General features: G+C 66.7%; 9 protein-coding genes. All 9 read right to left on the bottom strand.

The window, feature by feature from the left end:
• The 9 genes from LBK75_09845 to LBK75_09885 all read right to left on the bottom strand — a co-directional run bounded on the left by LBK75_09845 (position 1) and on the right by LBK75_09885 (position 16,034).
• Positions 1-240, bottom strand: coding sequence for a helix-turn-helix transcriptional regulator (locus tag LBK75_09845; protein ID MDR1158582.1), 240 nt, complete (start codon positions 238-240; stop codon positions 1-3).
• Complete coding sequence (locus LBK75_09850; GenBank protein MDR1158583.1) at positions 237-713, bottom strand: DUF2975 domain-containing protein; 477 nt, start codon at positions 711-713, stop codon at positions 237-239. The genes LBK75_09845 and LBK75_09850 overlap by 4 nt, the downstream gene beginning before the upstream one ends.
• A 289-nt stretch (positions 714-1,002) precedes the next feature.
• Positions 1,003-2,142 (bottom strand): hypothetical protein, encoded by a 1,140-nt coding sequence (locus LBK75_09855; GenBank protein MDR1158584.1) that lies wholly within the window; start codon positions 2,140-2,142, stop codon positions 1,003-1,005.
• Between the two features lie 95 nt (positions 2,143-2,237).
• Positions 2,238-3,914: a formate--tetrahydrofolate ligase gene (locus LBK75_09860; GenBank protein MDR1158585.1), complete on the bottom strand. Its 1,677-nt coding sequence runs from the start codon at positions 3,912-3,914 to the stop codon at positions 2,238-2,240.
• Positions 3,915-3,930: 16 nt separating this feature from the next.
• The gene (gene folD / locus LBK75_09865) at positions 3,931-4,794 is read right to left on the bottom strand and encodes a bifunctional methylenetetrahydrofolate dehydrogenase/methenyltetrahydrofolate cyclohydrolase FolD (GenBank protein ID MDR1158586.1); all 864 of its coding nucleotides are present in this window, start codon (positions 4,792-4,794) and stop codon (positions 3,931-3,933) included.
• The gene (gene lgt, locus LBK75_09870; GenBank protein ID MDR1158587.1) at positions 4,791-5,888 is read right to left on the bottom strand and encodes a prolipoprotein diacylglyceryl transferase; all 1,098 of its coding nucleotides are present in this window, start codon (positions 5,886-5,888) and stop codon (positions 4,791-4,793) included. The genes folD and lgt overlap by 4 nt, the downstream gene beginning before the upstream one ends.
• A gap of 59 nt (positions 5,889-5,947) precedes the next feature.
• Entirely contained in the window at positions 5,948-7,252 is a 1,305-nt protein-coding gene (locus LBK75_09875; GenBank protein MDR1158588.1) for an insulinase family protein, read from the bottom strand.
• Positions 7,245-8,525, bottom strand: coding sequence for an insulinase family protein (locus LBK75_09880; GenBank protein MDR1158589.1), 1,281 nt, complete (start codon positions 8,523-8,525; stop codon positions 7,245-7,247). The genes LBK75_09875 and LBK75_09880 overlap by 8 nt, the downstream gene beginning before the upstream one ends.
• A gap of 81 nt (positions 8,526-8,606) precedes the next feature.
• Positions 8,607-16,034 carry a hypothetical protein gene (locus tag LBK75_09885; protein MDR1158590.1) on the bottom strand — a complete coding sequence of 2,476 codons (7,428 nt, stop codon included), beginning with the start codon at positions 16,032-16,034 and terminating at the stop codon, positions 8,607-8,609.
• Between the last annotated feature and the right edge of the window lie 120 nt (positions 16,035-16,154).

The raw sequence follows: 16,154 nt of genomic DNA on the forward strand, positions 1-16,154 counted from the left end.
TCACGCCTCGCCCGCGCCCCCCCGCCCGTTTGCGTCCGCTTCTTTCCGATATTCCAGGACGTCTCCGGGCTGGCAGTCCAGAGCCTCGCAGATTTTTTCGAGTGTGGAGAGCTTTATGGCTTTCACTTTCCCGTTCTTTAGCAGGGAGACATTGGCCATTGTGAGTCCGACGCGCTCGGTGAGCTCAGTGACGCTCATCTTGCGCCTGGCGAGCATGACGTCCACATTGATGACAATCATATCGTTCCGTCAGCCTCCTCCTGCAAGAGCGCCGCTTTGCTGATATACCGCGCCAGCACCGCGGCGAGCAGCGCGAGCGAGATGCCGAAGATGCAGCCAAGCAAGGACAAAAACAGGATGCCGGGACGGTTCAGTCCGGCCAAAAGCAGCGCGAAGCCGCCGACCGCGAAGAATCCGACGTCGGCCAGCAGTATCGTGGCGGCAGTCTTTATCCACTTTGCCGTTTTTTGTGTGAATACCTCGTCGCGCTGTATGGCGTTGGAGACCTTCCACACATAGACCAAAATGACGAAACATGGCGCGGAAGCCGCCCACAGGTAGACAAGCCAGATGTACCCCCCACCCAAACCGGGATTCCACCCGATGAGGTCGGACAGCCTGAACGGATACACATAGCAGCACAGCGCCAATCCGCAGACAGCCGTCGCAATCGCAGCGAAACGCACGAAGGCACACAAGGTCTTGGAACTCATACAGGCCACCTCTCCCTGCATAATTTTCCCCATTGTAGCACAGGCCAATCATAATGTCAACAAAAATTTATCGCTATGCGATAAATTTTTGTTGTGAAGTGGCGGCCGGGTGATCCCCGGCCGCCACTTCACAACTTACACGTTCTGAACGATTGTGCTCAATCCGCATCAACAGGCAATAGAGCAACCAATTCAATTCCGCATACAGTGTGTTCGCATTTTGAAATGCTGCATAAAACTGACGCATGGCCTGCTACGCCTCCACCATAGCGGAGTTAACGGCTATTCCTCAGACCTGCCCCAGCAGGGTGCGCAGCGGGATGTCGGGGGCTACGATGAGGCCCTCGTCGATCTCCACGAAGGGGGCGGGGGTGCCGGCCGGCTGTTCGCTGTCGTAGACGCACCAGGGGACAGGCTCGGCGCCGTGGCGGCCTGTCTCGGTGGAGGTAACGTGGTCGGGCAGCAACAGCAGCCGGTACGGCCCTTTGACCCCCGCGCGCAACCGGGCCAGCGCCTGATCCACCATGGCAATCGCCTGCAGCTCGCTCTCCACACTCCGCGCGTGGCTGCAATCGTCCGGCGCCTCCAGATGCAGCATCACAAACGGGACGCGCTCGGTCGCCGCCAGCACCGCATCGACCTTGGCCCGCCAATTCGTCTCCAGTGTGCCGGTGGCGCCCGGCACCGCCGGCGCCTCAAGACCGGCCAGCAGCGCCATACCCCGTACCACCGGCACCGCGGAGATCACCGCGCCGCAAAGTCCGTATTTGTCCGCAAAGGGTTCGTAGTGCGGCCAGGCGCCCGGCCCCCAAGGCCAGAGCGCCATGCCCCGCGCCCGCAGGACCACCCGCGCCCGCAGGACCACCGGCGCCAGCGCGTCCGCGGGCCAGTGGTCGTCAATGACGTCGCCTTGCACATTGTGGGGCGGCGTCATTCCGGCGGGCGGCGGCATGGGACCCGTGATCATCTGGCGGAACCCCGGCTGCGGGTGGAATGTCCACCCAACGCGCGCCAGTTCGCCGGCCAGCGCGGCGTCCGCCGCCAAAAGCCGCCCCGCCGCGAGCCCCTCCTCGTCCGACAGGTCCGGGCACGCCTCCGTCAGCGTCCCGTCCTCCGCCACGCGCACAAGATTGGCGCGCATCGCAAACTGCCCCGCCGGCAGCGCGATACCCATGCCGGAGGCCTCCACGGGCCCGCGGCCCGTCAGCACCGAGGTGTCGTAGCCGGTGATCAGCGGCATGGCGGTCTCGGTCCCGGCCGCGAAACCGTCCGGGATCGTGCGTACCCGGGAGAGCCCGCCCTGCCCGGCCAGCGCCGCCATCTGCGGCTGCGGCCGGTACTGCAGCGGCGTCAGCCCACCCAACGCCACCAGCGGCGTATCGGCCATGCCGTCGGCCACCACCATAAAGTATCGCATTCGTCCGCCCATGCCACTCATCTCACTTTACTTTAGTACCTTGTTGCCGCGAAGCAGCAACAAAAACAAGAATTTTGGTTGTGGGTTGCAGGTGCAACCCACATGAGTTAGAACAGCCCGCTGAGGACGCCGTCCGCATCGATGTCAATGCCCTCGGCCGCCGGCCGTTTCGGCAGACCCGGCATCGTCATGATCTCCCCAGTGTACACAACGACAAAGCCGGCGCCGGCCGACAGTCTGGCGCCGGTGACCTTCACGCGAAACCCCGCGGGCCGGCCCAGCTTCTTGGGGTCGTCGGACAGCGAATACTGCGTCTTCGCCATACAGACGGGCAGACGCCCATACCCCTCGGCCTCCAGCTGGTCCAGCGCGCGGCGGGCCGACGGCTCGATTTCGAGACCGTCGCCGCCGTATACCTTTCGCACAAGGGTCTCGATCTTTTGCACCAGCGAATCCTCGTCCGAGTAGACAAAGCGAAATCCGGAGGCGCCCTCCGCCGCCGCCAGCACCCGCGCCGCCAGGGCCTCACCGCCGGCGCCGCCGCGCGCCCACACGTCGGCCGGCACCACCGAAAAGCCGCGCCGCTCGCAAGCCGCTTGCAGCCACTCGATCTCCTCGTCCGTATCCGTCGGAAAACGGTTGAGCGCCACCACGGCCGGCAGCCCGTACCGGTCCGTCACATTCTCCACATGGGCCAGCAGGTTGGGCAGCCCTCTCTCCAGCGCCGCTGCGTCCGGCTGGTCATAAGTACCCCGGGCCGCGCCTCCATGATGTTTGAGCGCGCGCAGCGTCGCCACCACCACGCAGGCCGACGGGGTGAGCCCCGCCTGCCGGCACTTGATGTCGATGAATTTTTCGGCCCCGAGGTCGGCGCCGAAACCCGCCTCCGTGACCACCACGTCGCCCAGCCCCAGCGCCAGCCGCGTGGCGATGACGCTGTTGCAGCCGTGGGCGATGTTGGCAAAGGGCCCGCCGTGCACGAGCACCGGCGTGTGCGCCAGCGTCTGCACCAGGTTGGGCTTCACCGCGTCGGCCAGCAGGGCGGCCAGAGCGCCTTCGGCTTTCAAGTCGCCGCAGGTGATCAGCCTGCCCTCGTAGGAACGCCCCACGACCAGCCGGCGCAGACGCACCTTGAGATCGGCGAGGTCGCTGGCGAGACACAGCGTGGCCATCACCTCGCTGGCCGCCGTGATATCAAAACCGTCCTCGCGGGGCATACCGTTGACCGGCCCGCGCAGCCCGACCACCACATGGCGCAGCGCCCGATCGTTGACGTCCTGACAACGCCGCCAGGTGATGCGCCTTGGGTCCAGCCCCAGAGCGTTGTCCTGCTGGAGATGGTTGTCGATGAGCGCCGCCAGCAGGTTGTTGGCCGCCGTGACGGCGTGGAGGTCGCCCGTGAAGTGAAGGTTCAGCGCCTCCATGGGCACCACTTGGGCATATCCGCCGCCGGCCGCGCCGCCCTTGACGCCAAACACCGGGCCGAGTGACGGTTCACGGAGCGCCAGCACCACGCGCTTGCCCAACCGGGCCAGCGCGTCGGCCAGCCCCACGCTGACGGTCGTCTTGCCCTCCCCCGCCGCGGTGGGGGAGATGGCCGTGACCAAAATCAGTTTGACGTCCGGCCGTACCGGGCGCGAGACAAGCAGCGACAGACTCAGTTTGGCCTTATCCCACCCCCAGGGTTCCCACTCGTCCGGAGCGAGCCCCAGCGACGCGGCGATGTCGGCAACCGGCCGCTTCTCGGCGGCCTGGGCGATCTCAATGTCTGTCTTATATCCCATGCTTTTGTCAAATCCTTTATTTTACAATTTCATCGAGAAAGTGCCGCCGCCGGGCAGCCATCAGGGTATTGCGCAGCAGCATGACGCGCGTCATCGGGCCCACACCGCCGGGTACCGGCGTGATGTGGGAAGCCTTGGCCGCCACCTCGTCGAAACACACATCGCCCACAAGCCGGCCGTCCACGCCCCGGTTCATCGCCACGTCGATGACGACGGCCCCCTCCTTCACCATATCGCCGGTGATAAGCCCCGCCTTGCCAACGGCGGCCACCAGGATGTCGGCCCGCCGCGTGACGTCGGCCAAATCCCTGGTGCGGGAGTGGCAGAGGGTCACGGTCCCATGGCGGTGCAGCAGGAGCATGGCCTGGGGTTTTCCGACGATGTTCGAGCGCCCGACCACCACGCAGGACCGACCCTGCACCTCGATGCCGTAGGCGTCGAGCAGCGCCATGACGCCCGCCGGCGTGCAAGGCACAAAGTCAAAGTCACCGATCATGATGCGCCCCACATTGTAGGGGTGGAAAGCGTCCACATCTTTGGCCGGATCGATGGACAACAGCACCGTCTTCTCGTCCAAATGCGCCGGCAGCGGAAGCTGCACCAAAATGCCATGGATGTCCGCGCGCCGGTTCAGGGTTTGGATGAGCGCCAGCAGTTCCTCCTGCGCACAGTCGCCCGGCAGTGCGTACTCCTCCGACAGGAGGCCGCAGTGGGCGCAGTCTTTCTTTTTGTTGTTGACATAGACCCGGGACGCGGGATCGTCCCCCACAATGACGACCGCGAGCCCCGGCGTGACCCCGCGTGCGGCCAGCGCGCGCACTTCCTGCGCAATCTCCGCTTTGTTCCGGGCCGCCACGGCCCTGCCGTCGATCAGTGTCACAGCGTCTCCTCCTCCGGCGCCGGTCTCGGCTCCGCTTCCGTCTCTTTGGCCTCTTCGGCTTTCTCCGTGGTCTCGCCGGCGTCATCCGACGGCCCGCTCTCCGCGCTCTCCACGGCCGCTTCAAGCACAGCCGCCTCGGCCTCCGGCCCGACCACATTGAGCGTGACTTCCTCGGCCTCCTCGATCTCCGGCGCCGGCTCGGCCCCGGCCGCGGCCCCGGGCTCCGCTCCCTCACTCAGGGGCGCCAGCGTGGCCGGGTCGTGCGTACGGAAACGCCAATTGTAGATGAGCAGCGCCACGGCCGCCGCGCAGGAAACAAACCCCAACACCTGCGAGATGCGCAGAGAGGTGTTAAAGAAATATAGGCTGTCGGTCCGCAGCCCCTCGATCAGGCCGCGGCCCAGGCCATACCAAGCCACATACATGAGAAAGACCTGGCCGGTGAACTTCCGTCTCGTGAGCACCCTATGTAACAGGAGGAAACCCAGCAGCGTCCACAGTGATTCGTACAAAAACGTCGGATGCACCGTGATCCGGTTGTTGATGATCTCGTCGCCGATACGATTTACAAATACTTCCATTCCCCAGGGCAAATTCGTTCGCGTACCGTGCGCCTCTCGGTTGATGAAGTTGCCCCAACGCCCGATGCACTGGCCGATGAGGAGACCGAGGGCCGCCACGTCCATCAGCGCGGAAAACCGCAGTTTTTTCACGCGGCAAAAGATATACGCCGTCAGCACTGCGCCGATGATCGCGCCGTAGATGGCGATACCGCCCTTCCAGATCTCGTAGATCTTCTGCGGGTACGGGTTTTTGACCGGGTCGTAGACGAATTCCCGGAAGTTAAACACGACGTAATAGAGGCGCGAAAAGATGATCGCCACCGGCACGGCGAAGAGCAGCGCATCGATGAAATCGTCCTGCCGGATCCCCACGCGGGGGGCGCGGCGCACCGTGTAGTAGGCCGCCAGCAGGAAACTCGCCGCGATGATGATGCCGTACCAGTAGATGCCGCGGCCAAAGATCGTGAATGCGACGGGGCTCGGATCGAACTGAAGCCCCAGCCCGGGGAAAACAATGGGGTTGTCTGTCATGACGTGCTCCTCCTTCTTTCGTCAAAACGGCAGCGGCCGCACGCGGCGCGCCGGGACTTTCAACTTTCTTCTTCATGCGCCGGTTCGCCGCGGGCCACTCCCGGCGTGACGACGGACAGGGCGGCACGCGCCGGGACAAACGCCTCGCACAAAAACGCGTACGCCGCTTCCGGTGTCAGCGTGTCGAACAGGGCGAGCACATCGAAATACCGTGCGTGCGCGAAGTGGGCGTCCGCTTGCAGGCGGCACAGCGCTTCCGGCGCATCCATCTGGCGCAGCCGGGCACCCAGCGCCGCGCGTTTCAGCCGCTCAAACCGCACCGTGTCCATCCTGTCCCTCCCGAGTCTCGCCACCTCGTCGAAGAGCGCCTCACGCACGGCAGTCGGCTCCGGGCTCTCGCCCACGGCAACCAGGCACGCGCCCTCGGGCACGCGGAAAAGGCCGTACCCGTAATCGCGGTTGATAAGCCCCCTCTCGTAGAGCGTCTTGTACAACGGCGACGCCGGACCGGTGAGTGCTTCCATCGCGAGCTCCCCCAGCAATTCGAAACGCAGCGTCTCGGTCCCCGGCGCGGGCGGCGCGCACAGCGCGCCCAAGGCAAAAAGCGGCCGGGCGACCTCCATGGCCCGTGAGACACTGCCGCGCGCGGCCTTTTGACACAGCGCGCCGTAATCGCGCGTGAGGACGGGCCCCCGCGCCGCCGGCCACACCGCGCCGGCGACGGCCTCCACCCGCGGCGGATCCACATCTCCGGCTACGCAGAGGCACATGTGCGCGGAGCGGTAGAAGGCCGCGTGGCAGTCGTGGAGCATATCGGCGTCGATCCCGGCGATGGACGCTGCCGTCCCGGCGATCGGCAAGCGGACCGGATGCGCGTCGTAGAGGGCCGTCAGCAGATTCTCGTACACCTGGCTGTGCGGGTTGTCCTCCATCATGCGAATTTCCTGTCCGATGATACCCTGCTCCTTGTCCACGCTCTCCTTTGTAAAATACGGTGTGGACACAAAGCGCAGCAGGGTGCGCAGATTCTCTTCAAAACGATCGGTGCAGGCGAAGTAATAGGCCGTCATGGCGTGACTCGTGAACGCGTTGGACGACGCACCGGTCCGGGCAAACGCCTGCAACGCGTTTTCGCCGTCCGGCATGTCAAACATCTTGTGCTCCAGAAAATGCGCCACCCCCGCCGGGGTGTCCCGCCAGGCCCCGTCCGCGGCGAAACGGACGTCCACCGACCCGTAGTTCACGGCCAGTATCGCATAGGTCTTGCGGTACCCCGGTTTGGGGACGACAAAGATCGGCAGGCCGCCGGGCCCCTCGCCGCAGATCAGCGTCTCCCGCACATTCGGAAAGTCGATCCTATTCATCTGTCTCCTCCCCCCGCAGGAAATATACCGTATCCCAGGCGCCGCCTGCCGCCGCGGCCGCAACCTCCGACCGGCCGACATCGCGCAGTCGTTCGGCCAACGCGTCCGGGCTCTCCGTGCGACCGGCCGCCGCCTGCCCCAAAAAGTGATCTTCCAACCGGTCCGGCCAATCCGCAGCGGCGCGCAGCCGGTGGATCAGCGAAAGCCGGGCGGCCTCCAGCTCCTCGTCGGAGATCTCACCCTCCGCCACAGCCGTCCACTGGCGCAGGATCTCCGCCTGCGCAGCCGCGCGATTTTTCGCTTCGATGCCCGACGATACCACAAGGATCCCCTTGTGGCCCTTCAGTTCGGCGGAGGCGTAATAGGCCAGCGACAGCCGCTCCCGCACACCGAGGAAGAGTTTGGATGTGGTCGTCCCCCCGTACACCGCCGCAGCCAGCAAGGCCGCCGGGTATTGTTCATCCCCCGCGGCCACGCCGAGGCGCATGCCCAAAATCAGCGTGCCTTGCGTTACATCCATGCTCTCTTCGTAAGTCCTGCACGACGCGGCGGTGCGCACGACGCGCGTGTCCGCTCCGTCAAAGAACGCGGCCCGCGGCAGCGCATCCAATACGCCGCGCCAGATGTCGGCCGCCTCGTCCGGCGGGCGCGACCCGGCATAAAAAAGCGCAACCTGAGACCGGGCCAGCACCGCCCGGTAATGCGCCCACAGCGCCGCCGGCTCGATCGCCTCCACCACATGGGCCTCACCCAGTTCATGGGCGCCGTACGCCTCCTCGGCACACATATGCGCCAACATCCGGCGAACGGCGTAGGTCGGTTTGTGGTTTCGCTCGGCCCGGAGCCGGTCGGCCAGCACCGCGCGCTCCCCGGTCACATACGCGGGCAGGAAGGCGCCATCCCCGGCCGGATCTAACAGAACCTCTCCCATCAGCGCCGCCATGTCGCGCAACTGGTCGGGCCGACCCGGCAGATACGCGCCGTCCACAAAACCGGCCGTCAGACCGACGCACTGCACCTCGCCCTTTTTGCGCACGGCCGGCTTCAGCCGGGCGCCGTACAGCGTCTCCAGCCGGGCAGCCAGGCGCGTCATATCCGGGTGTCTCCGGCTCCCTCGGCACAGCACTTGGGGCAGCAGAGCCGACAGCCCCGCTTCCCTGCGCGACAGCGGTCGCAGCAGCGACAGCGAGAGCACGCCGGTTTTGAATTGCTCTGTCTGCAGCGCCGTGAGTGTCACCCCGGGCCGCACGGTCAGTCGGACAACCTCGGCCATCTCGTCATCTCCCCGCCCCGAACGCGTATGGCCCGACCCTCGGGCAGGCATTCGGCAGCCGTTATTTTCATGAGCATTATACTACACCTGCCCGGGAAATGGAATACTTTTTCCACCCGATTCCTCCGCGCGGGCCTTCGCATCCGCCTCTTCGCCGATCTTCCACCTTTTCCCGCCGGCAAGAACCGCACCCGCGCGCCAGTCGGCGGGCCGGCGGGGTCGGATGGCAACAGGCGCTCCGTCCCGCCATTGTACGCCGAGGAGATGTTCCACAGCCACGCGGTAATACCAAGCGGCGGCGCCCGTGTAGGCGCTCCAACCGCCCCGGCCGGCGTGCGCCTCGTTGTCATATACATCGGCGGCCAGCACATGCGGTTCCACGCGGTACACGGCCAGATCATGCGTCTCCGGCAGCAGGAGGCGCAGGAGTTCCCAGCCCCGCTCCGTCTGCCCGTCCAGCAGAAACCCCATGGCCAGCCATACGGCGGCGTGGGTATACTGTCCGCCGTTTTCCCGCACGCCGGGTACATAGCCCTTGATATAGCCCGGGTCAGGCCCGTCGGACCCAAAGGGCGGCGTCAGCAGGCGTACGATGCCCTTCTCTCGGTCGACCAGCCGCGACCAGGCGCTTTGCAGTGCCGTGCGCCGTCGGGCCGTCTCTGCGTCTGTGGAGCCGGGGACCAGCAGCGCAAAACTCTGGGCAACCGAGTCGATTTGACAGGCCCCGCCTCCGGCGGCGCCCAACGGGGCACCGTCGTCGTAGTAACCGCGCCGATACCAGGCCCCGTCCCAGGCCGCTTCCGCCGCCTCCGCCAGCGACGCGGCCGCGTGTCTCTGGCGCGCGGCCGCGGCCGCGTCGCCCCGACTCTCACACAGCGCCGAGAGCCTCGTCAACGTGTGGACGGCAAACCATGTCAGCCACACGCTCTCGCCCCGCCCGCCCGCGCCCACGCGGTTGAAACCGTCGTTCCAGTCGCCGCCGCCCATCAGCAGTAAGCCGTGTGCGCCCGTGCCCCGCGCGAGCACCTGGTCGGCCGCTCGCAGGCAGTGCGCGTACACGGGCTCCCTGTGGAGCGAGATCGCGGGCGTCTCATAGCGTTCATGCTCTCCTTTTGCCAGCGGCGGCGACGAGAGATAGGGTACCGGCTGGTCAAGCAGAGCGCCGTCTCCGGTCTTCTCCACATATTCGCACACCGCATAGGGCAGCCACAGGAGATCGTCGCTGCACCGGGTCCGTACGCCCTTCTCACCCAGGCCGGACCGCCGTACGGCCGGATGCCACCAGTGCTGCACGTCACCCTCCACAAACTGGTGGGCACAGGCGCGCAGGATCTGCCGCCTCGCCGCAGCCGGATCTCCGTAGACAAGCGCACACACGTCCTGAAGCTGATCGCGAAAGCCGAAGGCGCCGCCGCACTGATACAGCGAGGTACGGGCGTGCAACCTCACGGCCTGCACCTGATAGAGCGCCCAACCGTTCAAATAGCGATTCAGCGCCGCGTCCGGCGTCTCCGTTCGGATAGGACACACCCGCGCGCGCCACCAAGCCACTGTCTCCGCGCGCGCCCGCGCGGCCTCGGCTTCGTCGGCGAGCGCCCGGAGCAACTGCAGCCCAGGTTCGTTGCACGCACAGCCGCACACCAATACGAGCGTCGGCGCGCCGGTGCGCCAGGGGATCTCGCAGGAAAACGCACCCGGTCGCTCTTTCACCGCCTCCAGCGGCGCGGACGCCAGGATGGCATAGGTCTGCGGGTTATACGCCGCGCGGTAGTACGACCGGGCCGTGACCATCCCGTCTGCCTGTTTTAGCAAAATCTGATTTTGCGCCGCGTCGTCCGGCCCCATTCTGAGTGCGCTCTCGTAATGCAGTCCGGTGCCGGCTGTATCCTTCCCCTCCACACGTACCGTGAGCACCCGGGCCATCCGGTGCGGCGGCACGAAGGCCTCTGTGATCACCTGCGCTGTGCCGGCCGTCTTCTCCCATCGGGCATACCCGAAACCGTAGGTGACCGTCACCGGGCATCCGTCGCCGTCCGCAAACAGCGACACCAACCGCCCCCTCAGCCGAACGGCGATCCGTTCGCCGCCGCGCACGGCCAGCGGGTCGTTTATCCACGGTGTCAGTTGGTTCTCCCGAGCGTTGCGCCGCCAGAGGTAACCCGTTCCGGCGTCGGTCACCAGCGCGCCAAAGGCAGGGTTTGCCAGCACGTGGCTCCAGGCGCAGGGCGGCAGACCCCGCGCCGTGTCGAACTGGAAGGCACCATCCGGCAACCAGCGGCGCGATGGCGCGGCGATCTCCGGCGGCGCGCAGGACAGCGTCACGGCGATCTCCGGCGGCGCGCAGGGCAGCGTCACGGCGGCGGCTTCCCCGCAGATCCGGCGCGCCACGGCGCGCAACAGCCGCGTCTCCTCTGGCGTGCAGGCGCCCCTGTCGATCAGATGCACGCCACCCCGCGCCCCCAACGCGTTCTCCGCGCCGATATGCTTCAGCGTCTCCATCACCAAGTTGCGCGTCGGTCCGCGGTAGTCGGCGCCATCTCCCGTCAGTATGGCGAGATCGCAGGCCGTCCCGCACAAGGACAGCATCCGATGTTGGCGGATGAGTCGCCCCAGCCGCTCGGCAGGCGTCGCCTCCGGGTCCGTGCACAGGAGCAGCGGCAGGTCCCCCGAGAGGCCGAATTTCCACAGTTCGCTTTGATCCAGGCGGTTCTGCCGGGCGGCGCCGGGGTCCACACCCGGCCCAAACAGCAGTCCGCTCAGCATGTCGAAAGCCTCCAGTGCTTCGGCACCCGTCAGTCCGAGCCGCCGCAGCAAGCCTGGCAGGCCTCCGGGCTTTTCCGCCGGGGCGGATAGGCCTGCCAAACGGGCCGCCGCCGCCACCGCGTCCCGTTCCGTGTCCGCCACCGTGAGCGCGAAACGCACGACGGCCGTCTCTCCGGGCCCAAGCGACAGCGGCACGCGGGCCAGAACGCAGGGATCCAGCACAGTCCCTCGGCTATGCCCCGGCGGTCGGCGTACCGCACCGTCCAACGCCGCGGCCCCGCCGCGGCCCAACGCTCGCTCGCGCGAAGTGTCGTAGGTCACGCCCGGGTGGTCGCAGGTGAACGCCAACCAGGCCTCACCGCCGCCGCCGCGCGGCCGGCGGCGCACCGTGACTGTCTGCACATCGATATATGTCTCCAAAAACAATTTGGAAAACGCCGGGTGGGCGTCGTAGTCCGCCTGCACGGCCAGCACGGGTTCCCAGTAACACGCCAGCGTGAGCGTTTGGCTCGCCTTGGCGGTGTTTTTCACTGTGGCGGCGCGCCATTCCCCCACCTCGTCGCCGGGTACTCGCGCCTCCCATTGCACGTCCCACCCGTCTGTTCGAATCCACCACCGCGCGTGGGTCGCGTCGAAGACATATCCGCTCTCCGGCGCCTCGCCGGAGCCAGCAGGCAGGCCGAGGACGCGCCGGCCGTCATCCAGCCGGAGCACCAGGCCGGACGCGCCGAGGTCCCGGCCCTGCGGATCGAAGCGCGTAAGCTGCCGACCAGCCCCACGGGACGATGTCGCCCCTGTTCCCATACAAAGCAGCGTGTAGGAACCGTTGGCAAGCAGATGGCAGACAGACGCTCCTCCGATGGCGCCGGTGCGGTGCCAGTCCTCTGGTGCGGCGCGGGTCGGCTTTTCGGGCACCTCCCGCCCAAACGGACGCACCGACACGGCGCCGACCGGCACCTTCTCTTGAAGAAGTTCGGCAAAGGCGCCCATCTCCGGATCGCGCATGAAGCGCCGCTGCATCACCTGGGTGCGCAACGCATTGTCCACGGCCAGCAGACTCATCCCCAAATGGTGCGACATAAAACAGCGCACGATTTCGAAGGCCCCCCGCCCCGTTCGGCGGGCCGGTGTGAAATCAATCGCCTCAAACAGTCCGTATCGCCCCTCCATCCCCAGCGCGCGCAAGGCACGCAGGTTCCGCATCGCCGCCTGCGGCTGGGCGAGCAGCGCTAGGTAGGACGCATAGGGCGACACCACGTATTCCCCGCCCAGCCCTCGCTTGAACGCCAGTCTCGGCACGCCGTGAGCCTTGTAGCGATACTGCAGCGCGCTGTCGAAGGCGTAAAAGCAGCTCTCTGAAACACCCCAAGGCACACCCCAACCGCGGCCCTGCTTGCGGTGGCAGTAAACGCAAAAACGGGCGCTCTCAAACAGCAGCGAGTTTTCAAAACAGGGCATCAGCAGGTGCGGCATCAGGTATTCGAACATCGTACCCGTCCAAGAAGCCATACCGCGATAGCGGTCGTCCATGACCAGCGCCCGCCCCAGCCGCCGCCAGTGCCGCCGCTCTACCTCTCCCCGGGCAATGGCAAGATAACTTGTCTGCCGCGCCTCCGAGGCCAGCAGGTCGTAATGACTTTCGGAGAGCTGCCCCGTCTCCGCATCCAGCCCAATGGCAAACAGACGCCGCCGGGCATCGTAGAGCGGCTGAAAGTGCATGGCCCGGGCGAGTTTGTCTGCGCGCGCGGCCAGGTCCCCCGCCGCCGCGTCGCGTAGCTCACCTAACCCTTCCCGCAGCGCGATCAGACAGCAGGCGAGGTTGCCTGAGTCCACGGTGGAGACATACCGGGGACGCAGGATCGCCAATGTGCGGGTATCGATCCAGTTGTAGAGATGCCCGTGCCACTTCGGCAGCTCCTCCAGCGTCGTCAACATCCGCTCGATCAGCCGCAACGCACGTTCAGCGCCCGCGAGGCCGAGGTCGAGGGCGGCCAGCACACAGAGCAGACCGAGCCCGATGTTCGTGGGCGAGGTGCGGTGCGCGAGCCCGGCGGCCGGCTGTTCCTGCCAGTTGTCCGGCGGCAGGTAATGGTCCTCCGGCGTGAGGAAGTCCTCAAAATACTGCCAGATGAGCGCCGCCTGCCGCATCAGAAACGCTCGGTCCGCCCCCGGCAGCCGGCGGGGACAGCGGCGGGGCCGTCCGGTGAGGGAGAGCACCACCGGCGAGAACACCCAGAGGAGGCCCACCACCCAACCGGCGGACGAAAGCAGTGTACACAGCGTTCCCCAGACGACGGCGAAGCCCATCTTCCGCCCATCGCGCAGAAAGCCGCTGACCGCCGACCGTTCCGACTCGGCGGCCGTCACCCAGCGCAGCAGGCGCCTCCGGCTGACGTGCACTCGATACAGCGCCGTCGCCGCCGCCTGCAGATAGACGAAGGCCGTATGGGGCAGCAGCAGGAGTTCGAGGCCACATTGCAGCGCAGCGGCGGCCACGCCTGTGATGATGTCGGAGTGATATCGGATCCGTCCGCCGCCGCGTACAGCCCGCTCAGCAGCCGAAAGCAACAGGCGCGAGGCCGCGCACAGCACGGCCAGCCCTCCGACGATCCACAAGGGACGGGCGGGCGCGGCAAACCCCAGCGTCAGCGCGAGGAGCAGACACGCGGGCGAGAGGCTACGGCGCAAATTGTCCAATATTTTCCATTTCGAGAGGATTCCCAACGGATTGCGGCTCCGTCCGCCGGCGCCGTCCCGCACGCGGCGACCGAGCCAGCCGGCGATCTGCCAATCCCCGCGCGTCCAGCGGTGCAGACGGTCAAACCAAGCTCCCACCCGCGTGGGGCAGCCGTCCGTCAGCTCCACATCCCCAAGCAGCCCCGCGCGCAGGTAGCAACCCTCCAACAGATCGTGGGAGAGGATCAGATTTTCGGGAAAACGCCCGTCCAGACAGGTAAGATAGGCATCCACGTCGAAGATCCCTTTACCAAGAAAGAGGCCGCGGCCGAAGAGATCCTGGTAGACGTCGGACGAGGCGCCGCCGTACGGGTCGATGCCCCCCTGCCCGGCGAAGACCCGCGTGAAGAGCGTCCGCCCCGCCGCCTCAAGATCCACGGCAAGCCGCGGCTGCAGGACCGCGTGGCCTGCGGTCACCACCCGACGCGCCGAGTCGATCTGCGGCGCCGTCAGCGGGTGCAGCATGGCTCCAACCATCTCGCGCGCCGCGCCGGCGGTCAGCCGGGTGTCGGCATCCAGCGTGATGACATAGCGGATCTTCCGTAGCGGCGCTACATCGCCCGTCGCCGTGCGCAGGCCCGTCGGGCGGCCGCGCAGCAGGCGCATCAGCTCCAGCAGCGCGCCGCGCTTCCGCTCCCAACCCATGTACATTCCGTCTCGGACGTGGAACTGGCGATCGCGCAGAAAGAGATAGAAGCCTCCGTCGTACCTCCGATTGAGCGCAAAGATCGCCTCCTGCGCCGTCCGGAGGACCGACCTGTCCCCAGGCCGCCGTTTCGCCGGCGCATCCGGCAGATCGGCCAACAGACCAAACAGAAGCCTCTCGCCCGCGTCTCGGTTTGCAAGTTTGTAATTTTCCAGCAGTTTGCACATCTGCCGAGCCCGTCCGCTGTCGGTCAGCAGCACCGAGATTACACACAGCGCGGATCCATGCGCCGGGAGCCCATGGGCCAGCTCCAGCCTGGGGATGCGGCGGGGCGAAACCAGGCGCGTCGCCGCGAAATCCACTACCGACTTCACAAGATCCGAGATCGGGAGCAGCAGCAACGCCGCGGCCCACAGCGTGCCGGACAGCGTGCCCGCCAGCGCCGTCAGCGCCGCTGTGAGAGCAAAGAAAGCTCCGAAATACAGCATCCCGGCCGGTCGGCGACGCCGGCGTCCCAGCGGCTGCTCCCAGATGTAGTAACCCACATGGCGGCGCCGGCCGGCCGGCGCGCGGCGCGCCAATTTTAGCACGGCCTCGGCGGCCTGCTGTTCGGAGAGGCGCGCGCGGCGCGCCAAACGGGCGAGCGCCCGGCGGTATTCGGCGCGTGACGATTCATCCATCGCTCCGTATACCTCCGCCGGATCTCGGCGGAGCAGCGCCTCGATGGTGCTGGCTTCCTGCAGACATTCGGTCAAATCGTCGTTGGCCAGCATCCGCAGTGAGGTAACCGCCTGACCGGTCCACGTACGCAGACGCGCGTCCGCAGTCGCCGCACGCGCCGGGTCGGCCGCGGACGCGCGCAGCATCTCGTCGCACAGCTCGGCCACGGACTCGACCAGCGCCGCCTTGAGCAGCGGAACAAAGAGCCACAGCTCTTTTTCCGAGAGCGGCCACACCGTTTGCGCGCCCGCGAGGTAGCACCCGACCCGCGCCCGGGTGACAATGTTTTGTCCCGCACGCACCAAACCGGCCGCGAGCGTGTACACCGCCGGCAGCCCGGTCCGCCGGTCTGCCGGGAACCGCCCGGCGCGCTGCAGTGCCAGCATGGCCTCCCGCGCGGCGCGCTCCACGAGATAGCGGTTGTCCAACAGCCACTCGACCGCCTGCGGTATGTGTGGCTGCCCGGTCGAAAGGGCTGACAGTTTCAGCGCCGCCGCCCGAATCGTCCGGAGCTGCCGCCCGAGCCGCCCGGCCAGCCGCGCGCCGCGCGCCGCGCCTTTGCGCTGCAGCGTGCGCGCCGTGTTTTTGGCGTATTGCCCGAGCCTCGCCTCCTCCACCTGGATCCCCACATCTCCGGCCGACATAAACGACACCCACCTCCGACGTTTTTCGTGCGCCGGCGCCGCGCGCCGGTCGCTTTGCCCTAGCATGGCCCACCGACGGGGCGGCTATACCGGCGCGCTTCGCCTTGTCTTATCTTGTCT

The organism is Oscillospiraceae bacterium (assembly GCA_031265355.1).
Classification (GTDB): Bacteria; Bacillota; Clostridia; order Oscillospirales; family UBA929; genus JAIRTA01.

What these genes read in the sequence shown, in the direction of transcription:
- LBK75_09860 (MDR1158585.1), bottom strand. Translation starts at nt 3,914, where the DNA reads ATGGGATATAAGACAGACATTGAGATCGCCCAGGCCGCCGAGAAGCGG.
- LBK75_09855 (MDR1158584.1), bottom strand. Translation starts at nt 2,142, where the DNA reads ATGGGCGGACGAATGCGATACTTTATGGTGGTGGCCGACGGCATGGCC.
- LBK75_09850 (MDR1158583.1), bottom strand. Translation starts at nt 713, where the DNA reads ATGAGTTCCAAGACCTTGTGTGCCTTCGTGCGTTTCGCTGCGATTGCG.
- LBK75_09875 (MDR1158588.1), bottom strand. Translation starts at nt 7,252, where the DNA reads ATGAATAGGATCGACTTTCCGAATGTGCGGGAGACGCTGATCTGCGGC.
- lgt (MDR1158587.1), bottom strand. Translation starts at nt 5,888, where the DNA reads ATGACAGACAACCCCATTGTTTTCCCCGGGCTGGGGCTTCAGTTCGAT.
- LBK75_09885 (MDR1158590.1), bottom strand. Translation starts at nt 16,034, where the DNA reads ATGTCGGCCGGAGATGTGGGGATCCAGGTGGAGGAGGCGAGGCTCGGG.
- LBK75_09880 (MDR1158589.1), bottom strand. Translation starts at nt 8,525, where the DNA reads ATGGCCGAGGTTGTCCGACTGACCGTGCGGCCCGGGGTGACACTCACG.
- LBK75_09845 (MDR1158582.1), bottom strand. Translation starts at nt 240, where the DNA reads ATGATTGTCATCAATGTGGACGTCATGCTCGCCAGGCGCAAGATGAGC.